Raw genomic sequence first — 25,568 nt, forward strand, 5'->3', positions numbered from 1 at the left:
TTTTATTTGGCGGTGAGAGAGGGAGTCGAACCCTCGATACGTTACCGTATACACACTTTCCAGGCGTGCTCCTTCGGCCACTCGGACACCTCACCATATGTCGATTTATGTTAGCGTGGTTAATCTTTCACGTTTAAGAATCACTAACGATTTCGTATAGCCTTGCCGAGAGGCTTTCATCGTTAACGGAGCGGTACTGTACGCAAAAGCCTAAAGGGGGTCAAGTAAAAAAGACTCAGTTTCAGGCGGTTGCACAATTGCTAAACAAACCGCCGTGATTTCTTGAATCTTTTCACCGTTTTATACCGTTAATTGACGGTAAATTTGTGCACTTCTTTTGACATTGAATTCGCGTCAAACGTCAGGGCTTTGGTCAGCTCCCTAAGCTCATCGGAGATCCTTTGAGTATTAAGGTAAATCTCACTAATCTTCAGTGCATTACGATTTACGTCTTCGGATACCGCCGATTGCTCATGGGTTGCTGTAGCAATTTGCTCGTTCATGCGGTCAATAATGTCTACTTGCTCCACAATACGTTTCAATTCGATACCTGCCTGTTCAGCTTCATGGACACTGCTATTAGCCTGAGCTAACCCTCTGTCCATGGCTTTTACTGCAATGCTCGCTCCCGCCTTCAATCTATCTGTCATATTTTTAATGTCCGAGGTCGAGGTTTGTGAGCGCTGCGCTAAACTTCGGACTTCGTCTGCAACTACAGCAAAACCACGACCCATTTCCCCTGCGCGGGCAGCTTCAATGGCGGCATTAAGCGCGAGTAAATTAGTTTGCTCAGCAATACTGCTGATCACTTCAAGCACAACCACTATGCCGTGAATTTCACGGTCTAAATCGTTAATGGCTTTAGAAGCTCCACTAATATCGTCGGCTAACGCTTTGATCGCTTTGCTGGTTCGGCCGACTTCGAGGTTGCCTTCTTTAGCCTCTATATTGGCGGCGGAAGACGCTTCGGATGCCTGCACTGCATTGCTGGCAATCTCGGCCACTGTTGCACTCATTTCTGTCATAGCGGAGGCCACTTGTTCTGCCTCACTGTGGCCCGCCATCACATCTTGCTCCATGGCATGGGTACAGAGATCCATTTGCGCCACAGCTTGTTGCAATTTAGCGCCACTGGAACGTACATGTAGGATCACTTTTTCAAAATCACTCATCATGTCGTTAAAGGCGATGGCGAGTTCACCGAATTCATCCGAGCTAGAGTGAGTCAGACGCACACTTAAGTCGTAATGTTTACGGGCTTGCGTGATGGTCGAATATAAGTGATGCACACTGTCATGCAAATAACGGATAACAGATAGACTCAATATCAAGACTATCGCCAATACTGAGATTAAGGTCGCGAGCACTAAGAACATTTTCTCATTCGCTAATGTTAATCTTTCATGGGTAGTATTAAGTAAATCTGCCGAGACTTGCTGTTCAAACTCACGTAATAGCTCAATCCGGGCGGTCGATTTACTGAACCACTCTTCGGGACTTTGTTGCAGGATTTTTTGATTATCTTGCTCGAATGCGATTTGACGTAACAACTCAACGTCATGCATTGCAGCTGAACTCTGTAAACGGTTAAACGAGGATAATAAATCAGAATTTGCTAGCGCTAAAAAACGCTCTTGATAGGTATTTTGCTCTGAAACCAAAGTGATAAATTTGGCATAAACCTTAGGCTTAAATCCAGCTTGGCCAAAGGTTGAGCTGAGTACCGCCCTTTCAATCCCCGCCCTTTCCTTTAATTGCAAAAAAGCACTAAAAGCCGTCGCTTTAATGGCGATTTCTTGATTAGCACCCGTTTTTGCGGTTTCATCGACTATCGTCAGTAATAACTTATTTAACTCAGTATAATAGGCAACTTCATCGGCGACACTGATACTTAAACTATCCACCTGCGAGCGGATGGCATTCAAACGCCCAAGTTGAGCGTTTAACTCTCTAAGTTTTGGGGCAAATATCTCCGGCAGATGATTCTCAGTGATAAAACGCTGATAGAGGCCGAGCTGCGTATCCGTTAATTGTCTTTGACCAGGTATTTTACCCGCAAACGCTTTTCCTGCTGAGCCAATAAATCCAGCACTCATGCCGCGCTCTTTTTGTAACTCATGCACTAAGTTACTGTTGGTGACAGCTAGCTCGCTTAATTGCACCACTAAGGTTAAATCTTTTCTATATTCATATTTTTCAATGAGGTAAAGCGTGCCACATAAAAAACAGGCTAACAGCGGAGGCAAGACAACCATTAATAATTTTTGTTTTAGACTGAGATTACCAATCCATTGCCATTTCATAGAAATATCCTTTTAAACTTAGTTTTAGATCCAAATACCGAACACTAGGTATAGCATAATATCAACCGTAGGACGACTAAGGTTTATTGAAATTGCACAAGCTAATATCCTGATAAACGAGGATTTCCCTCATATTCCATCAATAGTTTAGATTTTGCTAATCGCAGAGCAAACTTGAGAAACGTCAAACAAGGATCAGATAGAAATAAAAAACGCATTGAAAATTCCAATACGTTTTTCTAGAGAAAGGAACACTTAATCTGTGACTGAAGATGACTCTAGCTGAAAAGCTGTGGGAATAATCCCTTCACACCAGCCGCAATGACTTCGATACCAATAGATAACATCAAGAGTCCCATGAGACGGGTAATCACGTTAATACCCGTTTTGCCGAGGATCTTATAAATGATAGATGCCATTCTAAACAGGCCAAAACTCACTAAACCAAACACTATCACAGTAATGAACATCGCAATAATGTTCGACAATGAATTATGCTCAGCGGCAAAGACAATCACCGAACTGATAGCGCCAGGTCCCGCCATCAGTGGCAAAGCCAAAGGCACAACCGCCACAGATTCCATCGCCGAGGATTCGCGGTCTTCCTCTTGGTTACGCTTTACTTCGCCTAACTTACCTTGCAACATTGACATCGCAATAATGGCAATCAGGCTGCCACCAGCAATTCTAAAGGCAGATAACGAAATGCTGAACATATTCAGAATGTGCTGCCCCGCCACAATCGTGACTAAGAGGATCACCACAACCGCAAAGTTCGCTACTTTACCCGTGTGATTCCGCTCAGCCTCCGTTTGATGGCTCGTTAAGCTCACAAACACAGGCAACAAGCCAACCGGATTAATGATGGCAACGAGGCCAAGAAAAAATTTAACGTAAAGAGTTAACTCCAAGGGACTATCCTTATGTGCGTGTCACGCCGTCTTCATCAAAATAAGCTTGAGGGCAAGTATAGTATCTCAAGCGCTATTGACTGAAAAATGAGATTTTTGAGGTTAAATCACAACTTCGAATAATATTTAGTTATCGAAGCCGATGCATTTTCAGCGCAATTTTAAACAAACAAGTTACCCTAAGTGTAGTTTTATTACATAAAAGCACGATATTGTCGTTGATATCACACTCTCAACGCGGCTTTAGGTGTAATTTTCTACCATAAAGAGGATTTAGTGAATGCCTTGATTCACTAAATCTTTTTAGGAGTATTAATCATGACAGTGACCAATGCACAAGAACTGGATCTCATGGTCGAGCGAGTGGCCAAAGCACAAGCCGAGTATGCAACATTCAGCCAAGCGCAAGTCGATAAAATTTTCCGTGCAGCGGCCCTTGCCGCTGCCGATGCGCGTATCTCGCTGGCCAAAATGGCCGCTGCAGAAACCCGCATGGGTGTAGTTGAAGACAAAGTAATTAAAAACCACTTTGCCTCCGAATACATTTATAACAAATATAAAGATGAAAAAACCTGCGGAATTTTATCTGAAGATGTCACCTTCGGTACTATTACCATTGCTGAACCCGTAGGCATTATCTGTGGCATAGTCCCCACCACGAACCCCACATCGACCGCGATATTTAAGGCCTTAATCAGCCTTAAAACCCGTAACGCAATTATCTTCTCGCCCCATCCTAGGGCCAAAGTTTCAACCACAACCGCAGCAAAATTAGTGCTTGATGCTGCCATAGCCGCGGGCGCGCCCAAAGACATTATTGGTTGGATTGATGAACCCAGCGTTGCACTATCGAATCAATTAATGACTCACCCTAAGGTGAATTTAATCCTCGCAACGGGTGGCCCTGGTATGGTGAAAGCCGCCTACTCTTCCGGTAAACCTGCTATTGGCGTAGGTGCAGGTAACACGCCTATTGTTATCGATGAAACCGCCGACATCAAACGCGCGGTCAGTTCGATTCTCATGTCGAAAACCTTCGATAACGGCGTCGTTTGTGCGTCAGAACAAGCGGTAATTGTGGTCGACAGTATTTATGAGCAGGTTAAAGAGCGTTTCGCAACCCACGGTGGCTATATGCTGTCGAAGGATGAAGCCGCGGCGATGCAGCAGGTCATTTTAAAAAATGGTGGCTTAAATGCCGATATCGTTGGCCAAAGCGCCGCCAGTATCGCGCAAATGGCGGGCTTTGAAGTGCCGCACTGGACCAAAGTGTTGATCGGTGAAGTCACCGACATTTGCGACAGCGAAGCCTTCGCCCATGAAAAATTATCACCACTGCTTGGTATGTACCGCGCCATCGACTTTAACGATGCCATGGATAAAGCTGAAGCTTTAGTCGCACTCGGCGGCATTGGCCACACATCAGGGCTTTATACCGACCAAGATACCCAAACCGAACGTGTACATGCCTTTGGTTTTAGAATGAAAACGGCGCGTATCTTGATCAACACCCCAGCTTCACAGGGCGGTATTGGCGATCTGTACAACTTCAAACTGGCACCTTCGCTCACTTTAGGCTGTGGTTCTTGGGGCGGCAACTCGATTTCAGAAAACGTTGGCCCGAGTCATCTAATCAATAAAAAAACCGTCGCTAAGAGGGCCGAAAACATGTTGTGGCATAAGCTTCCTGCATCTATCTATTTCCGCCGCGGTAGTTTGCCCATCGCGCTCGAAGAACTGAGCGATAAAAAACGCGCCTTAATCATCACAGACAGATTTTTGTTCAATCACGGTTATTGCGATGAAACCATGCGGATTTTAAAAGCCCAAGGCCTTGAAACCGAAATTTTTTACGATGTTGAAGCCGACCCCACATTAGCCATAGTCCGTCAAGGCGCTAAGGTCGCTCAAAGCTTTAAACCCGATGTGATAATTGCGCTCGGCGGCGGCTCACCAATGGATGCGGCTAAGATTATTTGGGTAATGTACGAGCATCCAGATGTGGATTTTGCCGATCTAGCATTGCGCTTTATGGACATTCGTAAACGTATCTACAAATTCCCCAAAATGGGCACCAAAGCCATGATGGTGGCAATTCCGACGACTTCAGGCACTGGCTCAGAAGTCACACCTTTTGCGGTAGTGACAGACGAAATTACCGGTAAAAAATACCCGATTGCCGACTATCAACTCACGCCCAATATGGCGATTGTTGATCCAAATCTTGTGATGGACATGCCTAAATCCCTCACCGCCTTTGGTGGCATAGATGCGGTGACCCATGCATTAGAAGCCTATGTCAGCGTGATGGCGAATGAGTACAGCGATGGCCAAGCGCTACAAGCCCTCGACTTACTGTGCAAATATTTACCCGATGCCTACAACTTGGGGTCACAATCACCTGTCGCCCGTGAAAAGGTCCACAATGGCGCCACTATTGCGGGTATCGCCTTTGCTAACGCTTTCCTTGGGATTTGCCACTCAATGGCACACAAACTGGGCGCCGAGTTCCATCTCGCCCATGGCCTAGCCAATGCGCTGCTGATCAACAACGTAATACGCTTTAACGCAACGGATCTGCCCACTAAGCAAGCGGCCTTTAGCCAATACGACAGGCCAAAAGCCCTGTGCCGTTATGCTGCCATCGCAGATCACTTGAAACTAGGCGGAAAGACGGATGAAGAAAAAGTCGAAAAATTGCTTGAGAAAATCACACACCTCAAGAAGACGATTGGCATTCCTGCTTCTATCCAAGAAGCCGGTGTCAACGAAGCCGACTTCCTCGCCAAGTTAGATGAATTAGCCGAAGATGCGTTCGATGATCAATGTACCGGTGCCAACCCACGTTACCCATTGATTAACGAGCTGAAACAACTGTTCCTCGATAGCTACTATGGCCGTAACTATAGCGACAACTACTAGGTATCGCCTACCGATGCTAGGCACGAGCTTAATAAAAGCCGCGCGACATAAATGAAGAAGCCCTCGAATGAGGGCTTTTTATTGCGTGATGTTCCGTGAATGACCTAATTAAGAGTCAATGCGTTAATCGATCGCACACAAAATGACTTCACTAGCAGCTAACTCAACTGGGCATCACTCACTTACGATCACTAAGCTGAACATCACAACAAACTGTGACTAACGCTGTGCCAGTACATAATCAATGGCGCTGGTGATGGCTGCAACCTGCGCCAGATTACATTCGGCAGGCGTGGCCGTTGGGCTATCTGGGTACACTTCTGTCGTTGTGTTATAGATACAGCCAGTGACACTGCTGCAAAGCCCTAATGACTTAAGCGGATAGTTAATCACCCCGTGCTGCACCACAGTCGAGCCAATGATCTCGCCTTTCTCATCGGCAGGAGCAATGTGCGTCACTTTACTCACACTATCAATAATGGCTTTCTGAAAGGCATCCATTGAGTGCTCTGTATCACCCACAGCATAAAAACCATCTGGGATAGTACCTTTGACGTACTCTTTACCATCACGGGCGCAAAGCGCTGGACGAAATTCTAATTCATCTGAATCAGTGGTTTCATGTAAGTCCACATGTACATCAAAATCTTGCTCTACGGATGCGACTAAGGCCATCAAGGCCGCCGATTCTTCCGCTGGACTGTTGGCATAAAATGAACGATTAGGATCGATAGCCTTCGGGTTCCAACGATTAATGGTTTCGTAACCCCAAGGACTCACACACACGGCGATCACAAGATTGACGCGATCAACATAATGAGCCGCCTTATCCGCTAAAAATGCCAAGGCACCATGAACACCGCTGGTCTCGTAACCATGCACGCCGCCAGTCACCAACACAGTTGGCTTTTGTGGATCAAACTGCTGGCTCTTCACCGCAAATAATGGATAACGATCGGCGTTAATCGATAAGGCGCCATATTGCACAATGCCAAGCCCAAGCGAAGATAGCTTTGCTTCCATTGCCTTGAGTGGCGTCACAACATCGTCCTGATACGAACGCTTGATTTGGGTGCTCGCCAGCCATGCGGCTTTTTCAGACTCGCCCCATTTTTCGCCTACGGTGCCGATGGGATAAAATGTTAAATTTGCCATAATTCCTCTATTTTTAGTTCTATTCGGTAAAGTTCTTTTTATTCAAGTTCTTTGCACCCTAGTGCTTTCGTTCAAGCTCTTTTCGCTCAAGCTTTTTCGTTGAATTACTATTCAGTCGAATGATAGTGCTCGTGTTCGGATGATAAATGAGTACAGTCAACCTAAAGCACTAGCTGCATGGGAATATCGCGGATCCCGCCGCGTTCTCGCTCGGGTCCAAGGGGCACAAAGCCAAAGCCTAAGTACACAGCCTGCGCATTCAGCGCCGAGTTCACGGTAAATATGCCCGAATTGCCTTGGGTTAAACATTGAGCTTTAGCATGTTCCCACAGCATTCTCGCCACGCCTTGCCCCTGTGCATGGGAGGCGACAAAAAGATGGTACAAGTGACTATTCGCCTTCATCCCCACTACACCTGCGAGTTGGCCCGAGTCCGTTATGGCAACATGGTACTGATAACCCATAGCAAAGTAGCTACCAATCGCCTCTATCGACATGGCATTGACTAAGATTGCAGCGCCCTCAGCAGTGCAAGTTGGGGCGATAAATTCTTGGGTTAATTGAGTGAGTAATACGCTTATTTCAGGGATGTCAGTTAAGGTTGCGGCTCGAATTTTCATCTTAACTCCTTGATTAAAAACATTTCATGACACAATAAAAAGCCAGAACAGAGTTCTGGCTTTTTAAGATACTGAATCAAAAGGCACTTAATCCAAATACACTTGGTCAGAAGACGCTTAGTTTAAATACAGACTAAAAATACTTTAATTGTCAGTTGAGCATTAAATGACTCGCCGATGATAATCCTATCAGGGCGAGCCTTGCTTCTATGGGCTTTCGTCGGTGCAAAGCCCATAAACACACTGGTCGTTATTGCTTAGTCCAGCGGTCCATCCAACCGAAGACATTAGCATACCATTGCTCTAAGTTTTCAGGTTTTAAGATCCAATGGTTTTCATCAGGGAAAATCAATAACTCTGATGGGATCCCTTTACGCTGCATAAAACTGAATGCCGCTAAACCTTGACCATAAGGGACGCGGAAGTCCTTCTCACCGTGGATAACCAGCATGGGTGTTTTCCAGTTTTCAACATAATTCACTGGGTTAAACTTCTCATATAACGCTTTGTTATCTGAATAAGTGCCGCCAAACTCATGCTCTGCGAACCACACTTCTTCAGTCACGTAATACATAGAACGCATATCGAACAGACCCGCGTGGTTAACTAAGCACTTGAAACCGTCGTTCCAGTTACCTTGGATCCAGTTCATCATGTAGCCGCCGTAAGAACCACCGAGCGCACAGGTGTTTTGCGGATCGAGCCATTTTTGTTGCTGGCTCACCGCTGCTAGGCCTTTTTGCAGATCTTCTAATGGCTTACCACCCCAATCTTGGCTGATTGAATCCGTAAAGGCTTGGCCGTAACCGGTAGAGCCGTGGAAATCCACCATGACGACGCCATAACCCGCACCCGCCCATAATTGGGCATTCCAACGACCACTGAAGGCATTACCAAATGAACCTTGCGGCCCACCGTGAACGAGATAGGCAATTGGGTATTTTTTCCCTTCTTGGAAGTTCGCCGGTTTGATCCAGTAACCGTAAACGTCTTCGTTATTCCAACCTTTAAAGCTGAACTGTTCAAACTTACCAAACTTGATCTCGGCCAATTTGTCTTTATTCACTTCGGTCAGACGTTTAAGCCCTTCACCTTCAGTCGTAATGCTATAGAGATCGCCCGGTTCAACTAAGGTTTTGCTATCGAAAATCAGTTGTTCGTTAGTGACCGCAATTAAACTGTTCGTGCCATCACTGTAGACAGAACGCACATCGCCAAATTGGGTATTCACTTGGAAAATAGAGACTTGACCTAGGTCTTGTGCCGTCACATACAAGGTACGATTGTCAGGAGCAAACATCAGTGAGCTTGGGCTGCGATCCCATAATGGCGCCACTTCTTTGGTTTGGCCTGTGCTAGTATCGCGCAACATAATGCCGTAGCGATCTGCTTCAAAACCCGGTTTTTTCATTGCTAAATAGGCCATGTAACGACCATCGCTCGAAAATGTTGGCTGCGCATCCCATGCAAGATTGTCTTTGGTTAAGTTGGTTGCGGTGCCGCCTGTCACTGGCACTTGCCACAAATCATAGTTAGTGGTCCAAGCTTGATCTTTGCTGGGGGCTTTCGCGCTATATACCACAAACTTACCGTCTGGGGTGAAGGTCACTTCTTCCATACCCGAGAAAGGTTTTGGCGGCGTTTCAGTGTCTAAACCTTGAGTCACATCCACTACTTTAGTCAGTTTTTCACCGTTTACAGCGCCCACAAATAAGTGGTTACGGGCGTGGTCTTCCCACGTATTCCAATGGCGAACCATTAACTGCTTGTATTCACGGCCAGTCGATTTACGCTCAGCTTCGGCGGTAAATTTATCCTTTGAGCAGGCTAAGTCCTTACACTCGGGGAATACCCGCATGCTAAGTACAACTTGTTTACCGTCGTTTGATAATTTGTAGCCATCAATATCCAAAGGTAAATCAGAAACTTGTACCGCTTCACCGCCCGTTAATGGCAGTTGAAATAACTGGCTTGAACCACTGCGACTAGCAAGGAAATAAATCGACTTGTCGTCATTGGCGAAGCTCACATCGTGCTCAGTGCCCGTGGCAGAGGTCAATTGTAGTGGTTTCGCCTTCGTGTCTATCAAATCTAATAGATACAGATCCGAGCTGGCCTCTCCCTTATCGTTTACCGTTTTAAGACCATAAACTAATTTAGTGCCATCATGGGACACAGTCGCAGAGTGCATCTTATTGAGTTTAATGAGTTGTTGCACAGTAAAAGGCGTTGGATCGGCCGCTTGGGCTGATAACGCCAGTCCCGCAGCGCCGAGCGCCAATAGGAGAGGAGCTATTTTCATTGTTATGTCCGTCTTTTGTTGAACAGGTTCGAGGCTTGCAAATATTCGATAATCATCATTGCTGCAAACACGAATGTTAAAAAACGATCTGAGATCGTATCTTTCGAAGATAAGCTTGCCACACTATCGAAACAAAAACGCTCAGGCAAGCCAAATGGCGAACCTGAGCGTATTTTTTTGTGACAAAATGTCAGTGGCGCAACGTTTTACCTCAAGAACAGATATCAGAACTCAAACTTAAGCTGTTTTGCTTAAAAAGCCATCAAGTTCAATCCGCTGCATCCTCACCTTTACGCTTTCGCGTTGGCGATATTCACTTTCCAAATTGCTGGGCCAGTTTCATGGGCGTTCACACCATGCGAATCCACAGCCACAGTCACTGGCATATCTTGCACATCAAACTCGTAAATCGCTTCCATGCCCAAATCAGCAAAGGCCACGACGCGAGAATGTTTAATCGCTTTAGACACTAAATACGCAGCGCCGCCAACGGCCATCAGATATACCGCTTTGTGTTTTTTGATTGATTCAACTGTCGCAGGGCCGCGCTCAGCTTTACCTATCATGCCCATAAGACCAGTTTTCTCTAACATTAAGTCAGTGAATTTATCCATACGGGTTGCTGTGGTTGGGCCCGCAGGACCGACAACTTCAGCACCGACTGGATCAACGGGGCCAACGTAGTAAATAAATTTACCCGTAAAGTCCACGCCTTCTGGCAGACCTTCACCGCTTTCAATCAGGCTTTGAATGCGCTTATGGGCAGCATCGCGACCTGTGAGCATTTTACCGCTCAGCAGAATGGTTTCACCGCTCTGCCACTGCTCGATATCCGCTTGAGTCACAGTATCTAAGTTAACGCGGCGCACATCATCACCCACTTCACGGGTGATTTCTGGCCAATCGGCCAATGATGGCGGCGTTAATTCCGCAGGACCTGAGCCATCTAAATGGAAATGTACGTGGCGAGTCGCCGCGCAGTTCGGGATCATCACCACTGGCTTTGAAGCCGCATGGGTAGGCGCCGATTTGATTTTAACGTCTAACACTGTGGTTAAACCGCCAAGACCTTGGGCACCTATGCCTAAGTTGTTCGCGCGCTCAAAAATGTCTAAACGCAGCTTTTCTTCGGTCGTTTGCGCGCCACGGGCGAGCAACTCATGGATATCCACGCTTTCCATCAGCGCTTCTTTAGCTAATACGGCAGCTTTTTCTGCCGTGCCGCCAATGCCTATACCCAGCATACCCGGTGGACACCAGCCCGCGCCCATGGTCGGTAACGTTTTTTCTACCCATGCGGCGATATCATCTGATGGGTTTAACATCACCATCTTAGCTTTGTTTTCACTGCCGCCACCTTTAGCCGCAATCGCCACTTCAATATGGTTGCCTGGCACCATGTCAATATGCACCACAGATGGCGTGTTATCTTTGGTATTTTTACGGCTGCCCGCAGGATCTGACACTATTGATGCGCGCAGTGGGTTATCAGGATTGGTATAGGCACGACGAACACCTTCGTCGACCATTTCCTGAATCGTCATATCGGTTTTGTCCCATTGGACACCCATGCCCACTTTCACGAAAGTGGTCACAATCCCAGTGTCTTGACACAGAGGACGTTTACCTTCGGCCGACATACGCGAGTTAATTAAGATCTGGGCAATTGCATCCTTCGCCGCCGCACTTTGTTCACGCTCATAAGCTTGGCTCATGGCATCAACAAAATCCTTCGGGTGGTAATAAGAAATGTATTGCAAAGCATCCGCCACACTTTCAATAAAGTCGGCTTGTTTAATCACAGAAGTTTCAGACATTTTATGGTGAGATGACATAGTAGGAGCGCTCCAGCAGCCTTTGCGGCCTAACTTGTTTTTGTTTAATTCTTTCTGGGCCAATATGATACTCTTTCACATCTTTTTGGGCTACATCACATTTTGAATAGGGTTAATCGATGGCAATTAGGGCGTCAAAACAGCTTGCATCACGCCAACTTGACTGGACATTAAGTACCGCAGCACTGTTCGAACACTTTGCAAATGACACTTGGGCAATTCTGTTAGATTCGGCGAACGCGCCGCATCAAGACGCCAGATTCGACATCATTTGCGCCAATCCTATCGCAACGTTAGTGACTCAGGGCGAGCGTAGCGATATAAAGCTCATCGATACGAGCTTGAGCTTACCCGAGGCAATAGACCCAAACCGTGATCCCTTCGAGTTACTCAACACTTTATTAACCCATTGGTATTCAAAATCTTTTGATTGCGTTCTGCCCTTTAGTGGTGGCGCAATGGGCAGTTTTAGCTACGATTTAGGCCGCAGAATTGAATCCCTGCCGATAACGGCCAAGCAAGATATACAACTGCCAGAGATGAACATCGGTTTTTACGACTGGGCGTTAGTTTTTGATTACCAAGACCAATGTTGGCATTTGCTGCATTATTTAGGTGAAGCAGCACTCGATATTGAATTGAATAAAATTCAAGATAAAATCGCCAAAAAGCCAAATTCCGCCGCATTCATGCTCACTAGCCCATGGACAGCACAGATAGACAAAGCCCAATACACGGCAAAATTTGCAGCAGTTCAAGCCTATTTACACAGCGGTGATTGCTATCAAATAAATTTAACCCAAAGATTCGAAGCCCATTATCAAGGCGATGAATGGTCAGCCTATAGCCAACTGCGCAATGCCAATAAAGCACCCTTCTCGGCCTTTATGCGTCTGCCGCAAAACACGATTTTATCGATTTCACCCGAGCGCTTTATTCAGCTTCGCGGTGACGATATTCAAACCAAACCTATCAAAGGCACACTGCCGCGTCATACCGATCCCGCATTAGATGTGAAAGCCGCCAATACACTGGCAAACTCACCAAAGGATCGCGCCGAAAATGTCATGATTGTTGATTTACTGCGTAATGATATCGGCAAAGTGGCGGCAGCAGGCTCAGTACGTGTACCGCATCTATTTGAGATTGAAAGTTTTCCTGCCGTGCATCACTTAGTCAGTACGGTGACGGCCAAGCTTGATAGCCGATTCACGGCGAGTGATTTACTGCGCGCGGCGTTCCCCGGCGGCTCAATCACCGGCGCACCGAAAATCCGTGCCATGGAAATTATCGAAGAACTCGAACCTTCACGGCGCAGTCTGTACTGTGGATCTATGGGCTATATCAGCCAAGATGGCCAAATGGATACCAGTATCACCATTCGCACTATTGTGGCTGAGCAGGGGAAACTCTATTGCTGGGCGGGCGGCGGCATAGTGGCGGATTCAGAAGTGAATGCCGAGTACCAAGAAACCTTTGATAAGATCAGCCGGATTTTGCCTTTGCTTGGCGCAGAGCCGCAAAAGCCGTAAGCTTTCATACTAAACAGTAACGAGAACGTCGATGGATCAAGCGGAATTTAGACTCAGATTTAATCTGCACCCTTTAGCGCTGCAAGATCCGGCGGCCTTCCCACACCTTGGACTGCGCAAAGCTGCGGTGTTGATCCCGCTGCAGGATATCAACGGTGAACTAAATCTAATTTTGACCCAAAGACCCATGCACCTTCGCGCCCATCCAGGGCAGATCAGTTTCCCCGGCGGTAAAATTGAGCCCTACGATGTCGATGCAATTGCGGCGGCGTTAAGGGAAGCTGAAGAAGAAATTGGATTATCGCGGTATAACGTCGATGTGGTGGGCACATTTCCGGCCCACAATACTTTTACCGGATTTGAAATCACGCCCGTGGTCGGCATTATCAAGCAGGCATTTGATTGGAAACTCGATCCCGGTGAGGTAGCCGATTGCTTTACTGTGCCATTAAGCTTTTTTATTGAGCCGAGCAATCGCCACCAAAAACGCTTTTTACGCCAAGGGCGCTACTACAGCGTGCATTTTATTCCCTATCAACAACGCTTTATCTGGGGTGCGACTGCCGCGATTATCGACCATCTGTGCCGCCAGTTAAGCATTCCTGCCAATATCATCTGACTTCACTTGCCATTGCTAAACCGTTAAAAAGCCAAACTGTTAAATTAGCCAAACAATGGCTAGCTTAAACCACCAAATGGATATACAAACCGGCGACAATCGACGTTAGCAGCAACATGGGAATATTAAACCAATAACCCATACGACTGTGGTGGGCGACATAATAGTTAAACGCTAAACTGACCAAACTAATACCGCCACAAACCCAAATCAAATACTGCAATAATTGGGTTTCATGTGGGTCCCAATGGACTCTAAATGTCGCGCCACGGGTTAAATAGGCCCCAACTTCACGGTCTGGCCTTGCATCACTAAACACTAATAGCGCATAGACGGCTATTGCCCAGCCTAAAATGGATAAGGTCGCAAGGATAATTTGAAATATTCTAGTCTTGCTCATACCGCCTCCCGCCGTTTAACTCACTATATCGCTCAATATCGATATTATTAACCTCAGGATACCTTTTTCAGCTTGAGAAAAGCCACCAGCAAGGTAATATAAACCTCCAAAATTTTCATATAAAACGTTTCGTTGGAGAATTAAGCAACAATGAGCATTGCATCTGTCGCATCTGTATTTAAAGGTGAGCACGCCGTCGGTTCTAAAGTCACAGTGCGTGGCTGGGTCAGAACCCGTCGTGACTCTAAAGCCGGCATCTCTTTTTTAGCTGTTTACGACGGCTCTTGCTTTAATCCTATCCAAGGTGTCGTGCCCAATAGCTTAGATAATTACGACAACGAAGTGTTAAAGCTGACTGCGGGTTGCTCTGTTGTAATGACGGGCGACGTGGTGGAATCTCCTGGTGCAGGCCAAGCATTTGAGCTGCAAGTGACTGAACTTGAAGTCGCTGGCTGGGTTGATGATCCAGACACTTACCCAATGGCTGCTAAGCGTCACTCAATTGAACATTTACGCGAATTAGCGCACTTACGCCCACGTACTAACATTATTGGTGCCGTTGCTCGCGTGCGTAACTGTCTATCCCAAGCGATTCACCGCTTCTACCACGAAGAAGGCTTTATTTGGGTATCGACCCCACTTATCACAGCATCAGATTGCGAAGGTGCCGGTGAGATGTTCCGCGTATCGACCTTAGATATGGAAAACCTGCCGCGTACTGAAGCGGGTAAAGTCGATTACGATAAAGATTTCTTCGGTAAAGAAGCTTTCCTGACCGTATCTGGCCAGTTGAACGCTGAAACCTACGCCTGTGCACTGTCAAAAGTGTATACCTTTGGCCCGACTTTCCGTGCTGAAAACTCAAACACTAGCCGCCACTTAGCGGAATTCTGGATGGTTGAGCCTGAAGTCGCCTTCGCCAACTTAAACGACATCGCAGGCCTTGCCGAAGCTATGTTGAAATACGCGTTCAATGCCGTATTGACTGAGCGTATGGACGATTTAACCTTCTTCGCCCAACACGTTGATAAGACTGTGATCGACCGTCTGCAATCTTTCGTTTCAAGCGATTTTGCTCAAGTAGATTACACGGATGCGGTTGAAATTCTGCAAAACTGTGGCAGAACCTTCGAGTTCCCTGTGTCTTGGGGTATCGATTTATCTTCTGAGCATGAGCGTTACTTAGCCGAAGAACACTTCAAAGCCCCTGTGGTAGTGAAGAACTATCCAAAAGATATCAAAGCCTTCTACATGCGCTTAAACGATGACGGTAAAACTGTTGCCGCGATGGACGTGTTAGCCCCAGGTATCGGTGAGATCATCGGTGGCTCTCAACGTGAAGAGCGTTTAGACGTGCTAGATATGCGTCTAGCAGAAATGGATCTGAACCAAGAAGATTACTGGTGGTACCGTGATATGCGCCGTTATGGCACAGTGCCACATGCAGGTTTTGGTCTAGGGTTTGAGCGTTTAGTGTCTTACGTGACGGGCGTGAACAACATTCGTGATGTTATCCCTTTCCCACGTGCACCGCGCACTGCGAACTTCTAATCTCCCTTAACTTGGGACTGCATAGCTAAGACATCTCTATTAAACCTTAGCAAAACGAAAGGAGCTGAATATTCAGCTCCTTTTTTGTTCGTCCGTTTTAGTCACATCATGCGGCTAAACAACCATTAATCCGCCAGACTCAACGCCTGCGCAATATATTCCGCGACTCGCTTGGCAGCAATATCATCGATTGACACCAACTTAATATGGCGACGAAATTTGCCACTGCCTTCAAGTACCTGATGTGGATCGCTAAGATTCGCGCCTAAGCTAAACTCCAATGAAACATGCTGTTTATAGGCAAACACACCACAAAAACTGGCTTTGGTGCTAAAGAGTATACCGCCGTACTTAACGGCTTCAGTAATGGCCAGCGACGATGTGGTAGCGGCAGTTTTGACCTCCTGTCGCACCCCCTGCACTATTTCAAACAGACTCGGGCTGGTACATAAAATATCTTCTAACAGTTTTTCAAGTTGCGGCTGATCTTCCATCATGATCTCTTTACCTCTCATACAAGCAAGACTATCTCAGTCAGATTGTAGCGCGCTAATCGGACTGAATAACACCCTATTGAAGCATCCCTAAAAAATAGTGACGTGCAAATAAAAAGGCCAAGCGTGGAGTACGCTTGGCCTTTTGCTGGAGTTGTCCAACTTAGCAAGGCTAAGTCACACGGATAAACACTGCGCCCTAGATTAAAACCCCTTCACACCGGCCATATCAGGGAGATGATGAGCAATCCCCTTGTGGCAGTCGATACAGGTCTTTTCGCCGCTTGCCAGTGATGTTGAGTGCATCTGCGCCGCTCTGGGTGATTGGCGAGTAAAGTCCATGTAAGTGAAGTTATGGCAGTTACGACACTCGAGCGAATCATTGGCCTTTAACCTTGCCCACTCATGTTCTGCCAGTTCACGACGCTTATCTTCAAACTTCTCACGGGTATTAATCGTCCCAAAAACCTTACCCCACACTTCCTTAGATGCCTGCATCTTACGGGCAATTTTATCGGTCCAGTTATGCGGTACGTGGCAATCGGGACACGTCGCCCGCACGCCACTGCGGTTAGTGAAATGAATCGTCGTCTGTAACTCTTGATAGACGTTATTTTCCATCTCATGGCAACCAATACAGAAAGCTTCTTGGTTGGTCACTTCTAGGGCAGTGTTAAATCCACCCCAGAAAATCACGCCAGCCACAAAACCACCTAAGGTCAAAAAACCTAAACTGTAATGCACACTCGGACGATTGAGTACCTGCCAGATTTTTTTCAGTTTATCTAACATGCTAACTCCTAGTGTTTTTTCTGCTCAGTGTTGGCTTTGATCAGATGTTCCATATCCACAAAGTCGTTTTCGACCAGCAACTTGGCATCTAACTGCGGCACATGACACTGAGTGCAGAAATAGCGGCGCGGCGATAACTCGGCTAAGAAGTTATTGTCCCTGTCCATAAAATGCGTGACGCTGACCATAGGCGCTTGCGAATCCCCAATGCGGCTACGAGCATGGCAAGCCATACACTTGTTCACTTTAAGATCAAGCTGATAGCCGTCGATCTTGTGTGGGATCACCGGTGGTTGCATGGGATAGCTGCGCACTTCCTTCACATCGGTATTACGCACACTTTGCATCGCAGGTGGCGTAGGCTCGATATTGATAGGCGCTAAGCGCAGGGTATCGATTTTCTCTTCGGGAATACTGGCGGCAGACACACTGGTCATGATTAATGAGCCAAATACCAATAAACCGATCGCTGAGACTAATTTTAGGGTTTTCATCGTGTTCTCCTTAAACCTTGACGATCTTCACCGCACACTTTTTAAAGTCAGTTTGTTTTGACAAGGGATCTGTCGCATCTAAAGTGACTTTATTAATGAGCTGGCTAGCATCAAACCAAGGCACGAACACTAAACCCACGGGCGGTTTATTGCGGCCACGGGTTTCGACTCGGGTCTTAATTTCACCGCGACGGGACACAACGCGAATTTCATCGCCACGGCGCAGACCGCGTTTCTTCGCATCTTCGGGGTGCATAAAACATACGGCATCGGGGAAGGCACGATATAACTCAGGCACACGTTGGGTCATAGAACCCGAATGCCAGTGTTCCAACACTCGACCCGTCGACAGCCAGATATCATATTCTTCATCGGGCGCTTCTGCGGCAGGTTCATAGGGCAGCGCGAAAATCACCGCACGACCATCGGGATGACCGTAGAACTCAAAGCCCTTCCCCGCTTTAACATAAGGATCTGTGCCTTCACGGAAGCGCCACTTGGTTTCTTTACCATCGACCACAGGCCAACGCAGACCATGAGCCTCATGGTAAACATCAAATGGGGCGAGATCGTGGCCATGGCCGCGGCCAAAGGTCGCATATTCCTCAAATAAGCCTTTTTGGACATAGAAGCCAAAGTGTTTAGCCTCATCGTTCAAATACTTAGGATCGGCATCCGCAAGCGGGAACTTATCAACATTACCGTTCTGATACAGGACTTCAAATAGGGTTTTCCCTTTAAACTCAGGGTTCGCCGCTAATACATCCTTAGGCCAGACTTCGTCTGTAGTGAAACGCTTCGCAAACTCCATCAATTGCCACAGATCCGAATGGGACTCACCCGGTGCCTGCACCATTTGATGCCAAAACTGAGTGCGGCGCTCGGCGTTACCATAGGCGCCCTCTTTTTCCACCCACATAGCGGTGGGCAAAATCAAATCGGCCGCTTGAGTCGTAACCGTCGGATAGGCATCGGACACCACGATAAAGTTGGCAGGGTTACGGTAACCCGGTAAACCTTCTTCATTGATGTTTGGGCCCGCCTGCATATTGTTGTTCACTTGCACCCAGTAACAATTTAAGTCGCCATCTTTTAGACGACGGTTTTGCTCGACAGCGTGATAACCGGGTTTAGGTGGAATAATGCCGCTTGGGATCTTCCAAATGTCTTCGGCATGCTTTCTGTGTTCAGGATTGGTCACGACCATATCGGCGGGTAAACGGTGGGAAAACGTCCCCACTTCACGGGCCGTGCCACAGGCGGATGGTTGACCCGTCAAAGAGAATGGACTGTTACCAGGGGTTGAAATTTTACCCATCAAGAGATGAATGTTATAAATCAGGTTGTTACACCACACACCTCGGGTATGTTGGTTAAAACCCATGGTCCAAAATGAGGTCACTTTGATGTCGGGATCAGCATACAGCTTGGCCAGCGCAATCAGTTTATCCTCGGGCACGCCCGACAACTTACTGACTTTTTCGACGCTATAATCCGCCACGAAGGCTTTAAAGGTCTCAAAATCAATTGGGGTTGAATCCCCCGCCGTTTTAACATTTTTCGCTTTTTTCTCAAGGGGATGTGTCGGACGCAAACCATAACCAATATCTGTTGTGCCCTGACGGAAGTTAACGTGTTTCTTCACGAAGTCCCAGTTCACTTTATCATTCTGAATGATGTAGTTAGCTATGTAGTTCAAAATGGCTAAATCGGTTTGCGGGGTGAACACGATCGGCAAGTCGGCCAAATCGAAGGATCTGTGTTCAAAAGTCGACAACACGGCCACTTTTACATGGCTGGCACTGAGACGTCTGTCTGTCACTCGACTCCAGAGGATCGGGTGCATCTCCGCCATATTCGAGCCCCAAAGGACAAAGGCATCGGCGGCTTCCATATCGTCATAACAACCCATAGGTTCGTCGATACCGAAGGTGCGCATAAACCCGACCACGGCTGACGCCATACAGTGACGCGCATTCGGATCGATATTATTCGATCCAAAACCCGCTTTCATCAACTTAACGGCAGCGTAACCTTCCCACACAGTCCATTGGCCAGAGCCAAACATGCCCACAGCAGTTGGCCCTTTGGCTTTAATGGTCTCTTTCCATTTTTGCGCCATGATGTCAAAGGCACTGTCCCAACTGATGGGCGAAAACTCACCGTGCTTGTCGTATTTGCCATCTGTCATCCGCAGCATAGGCGTGGTTAAGCGATCGCTGCCATACATGATTTTCGACAGGAAATAGCCCTTGATACAGTTGAGCCCACGGTTCACTTCACTGTTGGCATCGCCATGGGTGGCAACCACTTTGCCGTCGCGAGTTGCGACAATCACAGAGCAGCCCGTGCCGCAAAAACGGCATGGGGCTTTATTCCACTCTAATTTGGTTTTTTCTGAGCTGGTAATTAAGTTGCTTGCGCCTGCGGGCAAGGCTAAACCAGCGGCGCCTGCAGCGGCAATCACCGCATTGGCCTTGATAAAGTCACGTCTGTTCATATTCATTCTTCACCCTCTTCGAGCACTTCACTCTGGTGGTAAACCATAGTGGCTGATAACACGCCCGGAATGGCATTGATCGCTTCGATACTGTCCATCAAGGCGCGTTGCGTCTCGCCTTCGATCACGACGACCAATTTCACTTCGTTGTTGACGGAAAGTTCGGCATTTTCAATGGTCATTATCTGTTGTCTAACATCTGCCATTTTCTGCGGTAAGACCTGCACCACTAAACTGGTGATATGGAGTTCTTTGCTCATCCGACATTCCACTCTTATTTTTAACTATTTGATGATGTTACGTTTAACCAGCGCCCGGTGGACCCGTCAAAATTTGGCTGAACCAAATAGCAAAGCCCAGACCACTGACCAGTAGTACGGACAATAACGGTGCGAGAAACACGGTTAAAAAGATAAAGATTTTCAGTTCTAAGGATTTTTCTTCTGCGGTGCTAGCACTCATGCATCCTCCAAGAGGTGTGTTCCTGCCACTTTGAATGCGCTGCAAAAAATCGCCAGCGGCAGGTTTTATGTATATCTATTGCATCTTTGGATCACGAAGCGATCATACCTTTTAGTTGTTAACAAAATGTATACCTCCAAATTGGTAAAGCGGATGATGCTTGATCCAGATCATCAATTTGATGTGAGTATTCGTCAGATCTCAGTTTTTAAACGTTTTTTGCAATTACAAGTTAGATTATTGAACTGATTTTGTGATCAATAAACGGCTGGGATAGATAAATCACGGCAAGAAAACAACAGAAAAACCTCAAAAAAAACCTGAGTATTCATAAAGGAGTAGGCAGTAGAAAGGTGTAAAAACATGCGAGATAACGACTTGATCCCAAAAGAAAGATATTCGGCATAAAAGCATCGCTGCCACCCCAAAAAGCGCTTATTTTATGTGCCGAGCAGTATCTCTCCTAGTTGATAACTTAGTTTTATCTAAGGTGCTCACTTTCAGCCATTGAAGAATGATAACTCTAGAATAAGTAGATAATTTTGGTATGAGTAAATAACTTTGGTACTAGTAAATAACTAGGACATGAATGACATGAGTAGATATAACGTTAAAGCAGGCCCGTTTCATGGCGCACCACTGGAGGTATATCGCGTGAGAAGAGTAAGCATAGGGAAAATAAAAAACCGAGAAAATGGTTAGTTTTCTCGGTTTGTTTAGTCATTTTTTGATCGCGTTATTGTTACATTAATCGGACAAAGGCGTTCAGCTCAACCTTTAAATCAGTCCATTAAACCTGTTGAATATGATTCAAAATGCGCTTTTCAGATATCGGATACGCCGTGCCTAGCACCTGCGCAAAACAGGAAACACGGTACTCTTCAATCATCCAGCGCGCCTCGATTAACGCAGGCGGTGTTGGCATAGCACGTGGCACTTTAGCGAGTTGTGCGATTAAAGCTTCTTGAACCTTGTTGATGCTCTGCATATGTAAACGGTCACGGGTCGGATCAACTGGCAACTTCTCGACACGGATTTCAATCGCTTTTAAGTAACGCGCCACATCGGCTAACCGATTCCAACCACAGGATTCGACAAACCCTTTAAACACTAACTTGTCTAATTGGCTTTGAATATCACTCATAGCAAAGGCAATATCTAAGCTAATTTTGCCCTTAAGACGCTTTTTAATGCTCTGATACAAGGTCAAAATCTGCTCAACCTTCAATGCAATTTGCTCGGCGGTCGGGTTGAGTTCTTGGCGAACCCAATCCTTTGCCTGCTCAAATTGGGCTTGATTACGCACATCGAGGGCTTTTTCATCCAATAATTGCTGCACAGCGGCGGCAATAATGTCATCAATCAAGATTTGCACTTGACCGAAGGGATTGAAATACATCGCCAATTTCGCCTTATTCGGCAAAGCTTGCTGTAAGTGTTTCACCGGTGATGGAATGTTTAGCAGCAATAACCGTCGCAGACCTTGGCGATGGGCATCTAAGGCCTCAAATTCATCATCAAATAATTTGATCGCAACACTGTCTTTTTTATCGATCAGCGCCGGAAACGCCCGCACTTGGTAATTGCCTTTTTGCTGCTGATATTGCTGCGGCAAATCGCCAAAGGACCACTCAGTTAACGCTTCTTGCTCTATACCTTTATCCGCCACCTGACGAATGGCCTTCGCCACCACGCCCTGCAACTCGGCTTTTAAGGTATCGAGCACCCGACCTTCAGCCACTAAGTTGTTTTTATCGTCTTCGATTTTAAAGTTCATCTGCAAATGCGCAGGCAGTTGCGTTAAATCAAAATCTTCCGGCGATATACGCGTGCCACTCATGCGCAATAATTGCTTGCACATGGCCTCAAGCAAACTGGCCCTAAAAGGTACCATGGCCTGCACACAAGCGCGGGCATAGTCAGGCGCGGGCACAAAGTTGCGTCGTAAACTCTTAGGCAGAGATTTGATCAGTGCGATGCACTTTTCTTCCCTTAGCCCTGCCACTAGCCAATCAAAATCGCTATCGTCGATTTGGTTAAGCAGCGCCACCGGTATGTGAACCGACACGCCGTCATCCGCCGCAGCGGGTTCAAAGTGATAACTCAGCTGCAGGCGCAAATTGCCCTTGTGCCACGTATCGGGAAAATCTAAGGTCGAAATATGGTCGGCATTGCGCTGCATTAACAGTGCTTTGCTGAAATCGAGTAAATCCGGTTGCTCGCGCTTTGCCTTCTTCCACCAGCCAAAAAACAGCTGGGCGTTGTAAATCCCTTCTGGGATCCGCGGCTCGTAAAAATCCACCAACACTTGCTCGTCCACCAAAATATCGCGGCGACGGGATTTATGCTCGAGGGATTCAATGTCTTCGAGCAGCTTTTGGTTAGCGACAAAAAACGCTTCTTGGGTCTGTAACTGCCCTTCAGCCAAAGCGCTGCGGATAAAAATCTCACGCGCTTCAACGGGATCGATGGGGCCGTATTGCACTTTACGACGGTGCACAACCGTCAAACCGTAGAGCACTTGATTCTCAAGGGCGATAACGCTGCCAGGTTTTGCCTCAAAATGTGGCTCCACATAGCTTTTCTTGATCAAATGCGCCGCTAAGGGCTCTAGCCATTCGGGTTCGATTTTGGCGCAGCAGCGAGCGAATAGGCGCGATGTTTCGGTAAGCTCAGCCGCCATGATCCACTTAGGGCCTTTTTTGGCCAGTGGCGAACCGGGAAACACAAAGAATTTACGATTACGGGAACCTAAGTACTCGTTATTGTTATCTTTAAAACCCACATGGCTCAATAAGCCCGATAAGAGCGCACGGTGCAAGCTGTCGTAATTGGCTGGTGTATCGTTTAGGCGCCACTTTAAATCGTGCACGGCTTGCTTAAGCTGGGCGTATAAATCCTGCCACTCGCGAACGCGCAAATAGGCTAAATATTCATCGCGGCACTTTTTACGGAACTGGCTAGCAGATAACTCTTTTTGTTGATCTTTTAAATGCTGCCACAGGTTTATCCAGCTGACGAAATCGGAACTGGGATCGGCAAAACGCCGATGGGCTTCATCACTGGCTTGCTTCTTCTCCATCGGACGTTCGCGGGGATCTTGAATCGATAAGCCCGCGGCAATCACTAGCACTTCGTTCAAACAACCTAACTGCTGACTCTCGACCACCATACGCGCCAAACGCGGATCCACAGGAATTTGCGCCAAGTTGCGCCCAAGTGGTGTCAGCACTAGCTTGCCGTGTTTGCTCTCAACCGCTTGTAATTCTTCGAGCAACAGGAAACCATCGCGGATATGGCGTGGATCGGGTGGCTCGATAAAGGGGAAACCGGCGATATCACCTAGGCCGATGGCCAGCATCTGCAAAATGACCGAAGCCAAGTTAGTGCGCAAGATTTCAGGATCGGTAAAGGCCGGACGATTATTAAAATCCGCCTCATCGTACAAACGAATGCAAATACCCGGTCCCACACGACCACAACGGCCTTGGCGCTGATTAGCGCTCGCCTGCGAGATAGGTTCAATCGGTAAACGCTGCACCTTAGTGCGATAGCTATAGCGGCTGATACGCGCCGTACCTGGGTCGATAACGTAGCGAATGCCCGGCACTGTCAACGAGGTTTCCGCCACGTTCGTCGCGAGTACAATCCGCCGACCTCTGTGACTACTGAAAACTTTAGACTGCTCACCGTAAGATAAACGCGCGTACAACGGCAAAATTTCGGTATCGCGGTAATTACGCCGACTCAATTGCTCGGCCGTATCGCGAATTTCCCGCTCGCCGTTCATAAAGATCAGAATGTCGCCCAGCCCTTCGGCCACCAGTTCATCGACGGCGGCAAAAATGCCTTCGATTTGATCTAAATCGGCATCGCTATCTTGGACTAAGGGTCGGTAACGGGTTTCGACCGGAAAGGTACGGCCCGACACTTCGATAATAGGTGCATTGTTGAAATGCTTAGAAAAACGCTCAACATCTATGGTCGCCGACGTGATAATAACTTTGAGATCGGGGCGTCTTTTGAGAATTTGTTTGAGGTAGCCCAGAATAAAATCGATGTTGAGGCTGCGCTCGTGGGCCTCATCTATGATGATGGTATCGTATTGATCGAGATTGCGATCAGAGGTTAATTCCGCCAGTAAAATACCGTCGGTCATCAACTTGATATAAGAGTCACTCTTAAGCGCATCGGCAAAACGCACTTTAAAGCCAACCACTTCACCGAGCGGACTTTGTAATTCTTCTGCGACTCGACTCGCCACGCTGCGGGCAGCCAAACGTCTTGGCTGGGTGTGGCCTATCATGCCACGGCAACCTAAGCCCAGTTCCAAACAGATTTTAGGTAACTGAGTCGTTTTACCCGAGCCCGTTTCACCGGCGATGATCACCACTTGATTGCCCGCAATCGCGCGTGCAATATCATCGCGCATCAAGGAAACGGGCAGGTTTTCAGGATAGTGGATTTTAGGCCGAGCGTTACGACGCTGCTCAACCTTCTCAAACGCCGCCTGCGCTTGCTCGCTCAGCTGAGCTAAGACTTGGGTCTTTTTATCTGAGTCGGCTTCTTTATTGAGCTTAAATAAACGACGACGGATCCGCGACGCGTCGCTCTGATAACAAAGATTAAGAAAGGCGTTCGATAGCGGATGTTTGTCTGAGTTCAAATCCAAATTC

18 protein-coding genes and 1 tRNA gene are annotated in these 25,568 nt (G+C 47.1%); 4 read left to right on the forward strand and 15 right to left on the reverse strand.

Annotation, left to right across the window (positions count from 1 at the left end; all coding sequences use genetic code 11):
• Positions 1–7 precede the first annotated feature (7 nt).
• From L5M37_RS00540 to L5M37_RS00550, 3 genes are all read right to left on the reverse strand, one after another.
• A tRNA-Ser gene (locus L5M37_RS00540) sits at positions 8–95 on the reverse strand.
• A gap of 213 nt (positions 96–308) precedes the next feature.
• A complete protein-coding gene (locus L5M37_RS00545) occupies positions 309–2,303 on the reverse strand; it encodes a methyl-accepting chemotaxis protein (protein WP_105252312.1) in 1,995 nt (664 codons plus the stop codon).
• Between the two features lie 278 nt (positions 2,304–2,581).
• A complete protein-coding gene (locus L5M37_RS00550) occupies positions 2,582–3,214 on the reverse strand; it encodes a YchE family NAAT transporter (RefSeq protein ID WP_006081420.1) in 633 nt (210 codons plus the stop codon).
• A gap of 318 nt (positions 3,215–3,532) precedes the next feature.
• On the opposite strand from L5M37_RS00550, the gene adhE reads away from it, so the two are divergent.
• Positions 3,533–6,136 carry a bifunctional acetaldehyde-CoA/alcohol dehydrogenase gene (adhE, locus tag L5M37_RS00555; protein WP_263198998.1) on the forward strand — a complete coding sequence of 868 codons (2,604 nt, stop codon included), beginning with the start codon at positions 3,533–3,535 and terminating at the stop codon, positions 6,134–6,136.
• Between the two features lie 219 nt (positions 6,137–6,355).
• Here adhE and L5M37_RS00560 read toward each other — a convergent pair whose 3' ends face one another.
• The 4 genes from L5M37_RS00560 to L5M37_RS00575 form a co-directional block, all read right to left on the reverse strand.
• Positions 6,356–7,291 carry a M14 family metallocarboxypeptidase gene (locus L5M37_RS00560; protein WP_263199000.1) on the reverse strand — a complete coding sequence of 312 codons (936 nt, stop codon included), beginning with the start codon at positions 7,289–7,291 and terminating at the stop codon, positions 6,356–6,358.
• Between the two features lie 161 nt (positions 7,292–7,452).
• On the reverse strand, positions 7,453–7,911 hold the full coding sequence (locus L5M37_RS00565) for a GNAT family N-acetyltransferase (protein ID WP_263199002.1): 459 nt from the start codon (positions 7,909–7,911) through the stop codon (positions 7,453–7,455).
• 250 nt (positions 7,912–8,161) lie between these two features.
• Positions 8,162–10,213, reverse strand: a complete 2,052-nt coding sequence (locus L5M37_RS00570; RefSeq protein WP_263199004.1) for an alpha/beta hydrolase family protein — start codon at positions 10,211–10,213, stop codon at positions 8,162–8,164.
• 290 nt (positions 10,214–10,503) lie between these two features.
• The gene (locus L5M37_RS00575) at positions 10,504–12,048 is read right to left on the reverse strand and encodes a fumarate hydratase (RefSeq protein WP_168824126.1); all 1,545 of its coding nucleotides are present in this window, start codon (positions 12,046–12,048) and stop codon (positions 10,504–10,506) included.
• A 119-nt stretch (positions 12,049–12,167) separates the two neighbouring features.
• On the opposite strand from L5M37_RS00575, the gene pabB reads away from it, so the two are divergent.
• Entirely contained in the window at positions 12,168–13,580 is a 1,413-nt protein-coding gene (pabB, locus tag L5M37_RS00580) for an aminodeoxychorismate synthase component I (RefSeq protein WP_263199005.1), read from the forward strand.
• A 31-nt stretch (positions 13,581–13,611) separates the two neighbouring features.
• On the forward strand, positions 13,612–14,199 hold the full coding sequence (locus L5M37_RS00585) for a CoA pyrophosphatase (RefSeq protein ID WP_263199006.1): 588 nt from the start codon (positions 13,612–13,614) through the stop codon (positions 14,197–14,199).
• Positions 14,200–14,263: 64 nt separating this feature from the next.
• On the opposite strand, the gene L5M37_RS00590 is transcribed toward L5M37_RS00585, so the two are convergent.
• Positions 14,264–14,599: a hypothetical protein gene (locus L5M37_RS00590; RefSeq protein ID WP_113939548.1), complete on the reverse strand. Its 336-nt coding sequence runs from the start codon at positions 14,597–14,599 to the stop codon at positions 14,264–14,266.
• Between the two features lie 150 nt (positions 14,600–14,749).
• Here L5M37_RS00590 and asnS point away from each other — a divergent pair, with 150 nt between their 5' ends.
• Positions 14,750–16,150, forward strand: coding sequence for an asparagine--tRNA ligase (asnS, locus tag L5M37_RS00595; protein ID WP_105252305.1), 1,401 nt, complete (start codon positions 14,750–14,752; stop codon positions 16,148–16,150).
• Positions 16,151–16,275: 125 nt separating this feature from the next.
• Here the strand turns inward: asnS and L5M37_RS00600 are convergent, their stop codons facing one another.
• The 7 genes from L5M37_RS00600 to hrpA all read right to left on the reverse strand — a co-directional run bounded on the left by L5M37_RS00600 (position 16,276) and on the right by hrpA (position 25,558).
• Entirely contained in the window at positions 16,276–16,647 is a 372-nt protein-coding gene (locus L5M37_RS00600) for a DUF1801 domain-containing protein (protein WP_263144797.1), read from the reverse strand.
• A 201-nt stretch (positions 16,648–16,848) separates the two neighbouring features.
• Positions 16,849–17,436, reverse strand: coding sequence for a cytochrome c3 family protein (locus L5M37_RS00605; RefSeq protein WP_028760143.1), 588 nt, complete (start codon positions 17,434–17,436; stop codon positions 16,849–16,851).
• Positions 17,437–17,444: 8 nt separating this feature from the next.
• Positions 17,445–17,930: a nitrate reductase cytochrome c-type subunit gene (locus L5M37_RS00610; RefSeq protein ID WP_263199007.1), complete on the reverse strand. Its 486-nt coding sequence runs from the start codon at positions 17,928–17,930 to the stop codon at positions 17,445–17,447.
• Between the two features lie 10 nt (positions 17,931–17,940).
• Entirely contained in the window at positions 17,941–20,430 is a 2,490-nt protein-coding gene (napA, locus tag L5M37_RS00615) for a nitrate reductase catalytic subunit NapA (protein WP_131525176.1), read from the reverse strand.
• 2 nt (positions 20,431–20,432) lie between these two features.
• Positions 20,433–20,690, reverse strand: a complete 258-nt coding sequence (locus L5M37_RS00620; RefSeq protein ID WP_028760146.1) for a chaperone NapD — start codon at positions 20,688–20,690, stop codon at positions 20,433–20,435.
• Between the two features lie 43 nt (positions 20,691–20,733).
• Positions 20,734–20,892, reverse strand: a complete 159-nt coding sequence (locus L5M37_RS00625; protein ID WP_028760147.1) for a nitrate reductase — start codon at positions 20,890–20,892, stop codon at positions 20,734–20,736.
• Positions 20,893–21,682: 790 nt separating this feature from the next.
• The gene (gene hrpA / locus L5M37_RS00630; protein WP_411569056.1) at positions 21,683–25,558 is read right to left on the reverse strand and encodes an ATP-dependent RNA helicase HrpA; all 3,876 of its coding nucleotides are present in this window, start codon (positions 25,556–25,558) and stop codon (positions 21,683–21,685) included.
• Positions 25,559–25,568: the final 10 nt, after the last annotated feature.

This window comes from Shewanella sp. SM69, assembly GCF_025653985.1.
Taxonomy (GTDB): Bacteria; Pseudomonadota; Gammaproteobacteria; order Enterobacterales; family Shewanellaceae; genus Shewanella; species Shewanella oncorhynchi.

Bases quoted from the DNA above. Each gene is read 5' to 3' on its own strand.
- L5M37_RS00565 (WP_263199002.1), bottom strand. From the start codon at position 7,911: ATGAAAATTCGAGCCGCAACCTTAACTGACATCCCTGAAATAAGCGTA.
- L5M37_RS00590 (WP_113939548.1), bottom strand. From the start codon at position 14,599: ATGAGCAAGACTAGAATATTTCAAATTATCCTTGCGACCTTATCCATT.
- L5M37_RS00585 (WP_263199006.1), top strand. From the start codon at position 13,612: ATGGATCAAGCGGAATTTAGACTCAGATTTAATCTGCACCCTTTAGCG.
- asnS (WP_105252305.1), top strand. From the start codon at position 14,750: ATGAGCATTGCATCTGTCGCATCTGTATTTAAAGGTGAGCACGCCGTC.
- L5M37_RS00625 (WP_028760147.1), bottom strand. From the start codon at position 20,892: ATGAGTGCTAGCACCGCAGAAGAAAAATCCTTAGAACTGAAAATCTTT.
- L5M37_RS00620 (WP_028760146.1), bottom strand. From the start codon at position 20,690: ATGAGCAAAGAACTCCATATCACCAGTTTAGTGGTGCAGGTCTTACCG.
- L5M37_RS00605 (WP_028760143.1), bottom strand. From the start codon at position 17,436: ATGTTAGATAAACTGAAAAAAATCTGGCAGGTACTCAATCGTCCGAGT.
- L5M37_RS00600 (WP_263144797.1), bottom strand. From the start codon at position 16,647: ATGATGGAAGATCAGCCGCAACTTGAAAAACTGTTAGAAGATATTTTA.
- adhE (WP_263198998.1), top strand. From the start codon at position 3,533: ATGACAGTGACCAATGCACAAGAACTGGATCTCATGGTCGAGCGAGTG.
- L5M37_RS00610 (WP_263199007.1), bottom strand. From the start codon at position 17,930: ATGAAAACCCTAAAATTAGTCTCAGCGATCGGTTTATTGGTATTTGGC.
- L5M37_RS00560 (WP_263199000.1), bottom strand. From the start codon at position 7,291: ATGGCAAATTTAACATTTTATCCCATCGGCACCGTAGGCGAAAAATGG.
- L5M37_RS00570 (WP_263199004.1), bottom strand. From the start codon at position 10,213: ATGAAAATAGCTCCTCTCCTATTGGCGCTCGGCGCTGCGGGACTGGCG.
- napA (WP_131525176.1), bottom strand. From the start codon at position 20,430: ATGAACAGACGTGACTTTATCAAGGCCAATGCGGTGATTGCCGCTGCA.
- L5M37_RS00575 (WP_168824126.1), bottom strand. From the start codon at position 12,048: ATGTCATCTCACCATAAAATGTCTGAAACTTCTGTGATTAAACAAGCC.
- L5M37_RS00545 (WP_105252312.1), bottom strand. From the start codon at position 2,303: ATGAAATGGCAATGGATTGGTAATCTCAGTCTAAAACAAAAATTATTA.
- pabB (WP_263199005.1), top strand. From the start codon at position 12,168: ATGGCAATTAGGGCGTCAAAACAGCTTGCATCACGCCAACTTGACTGG.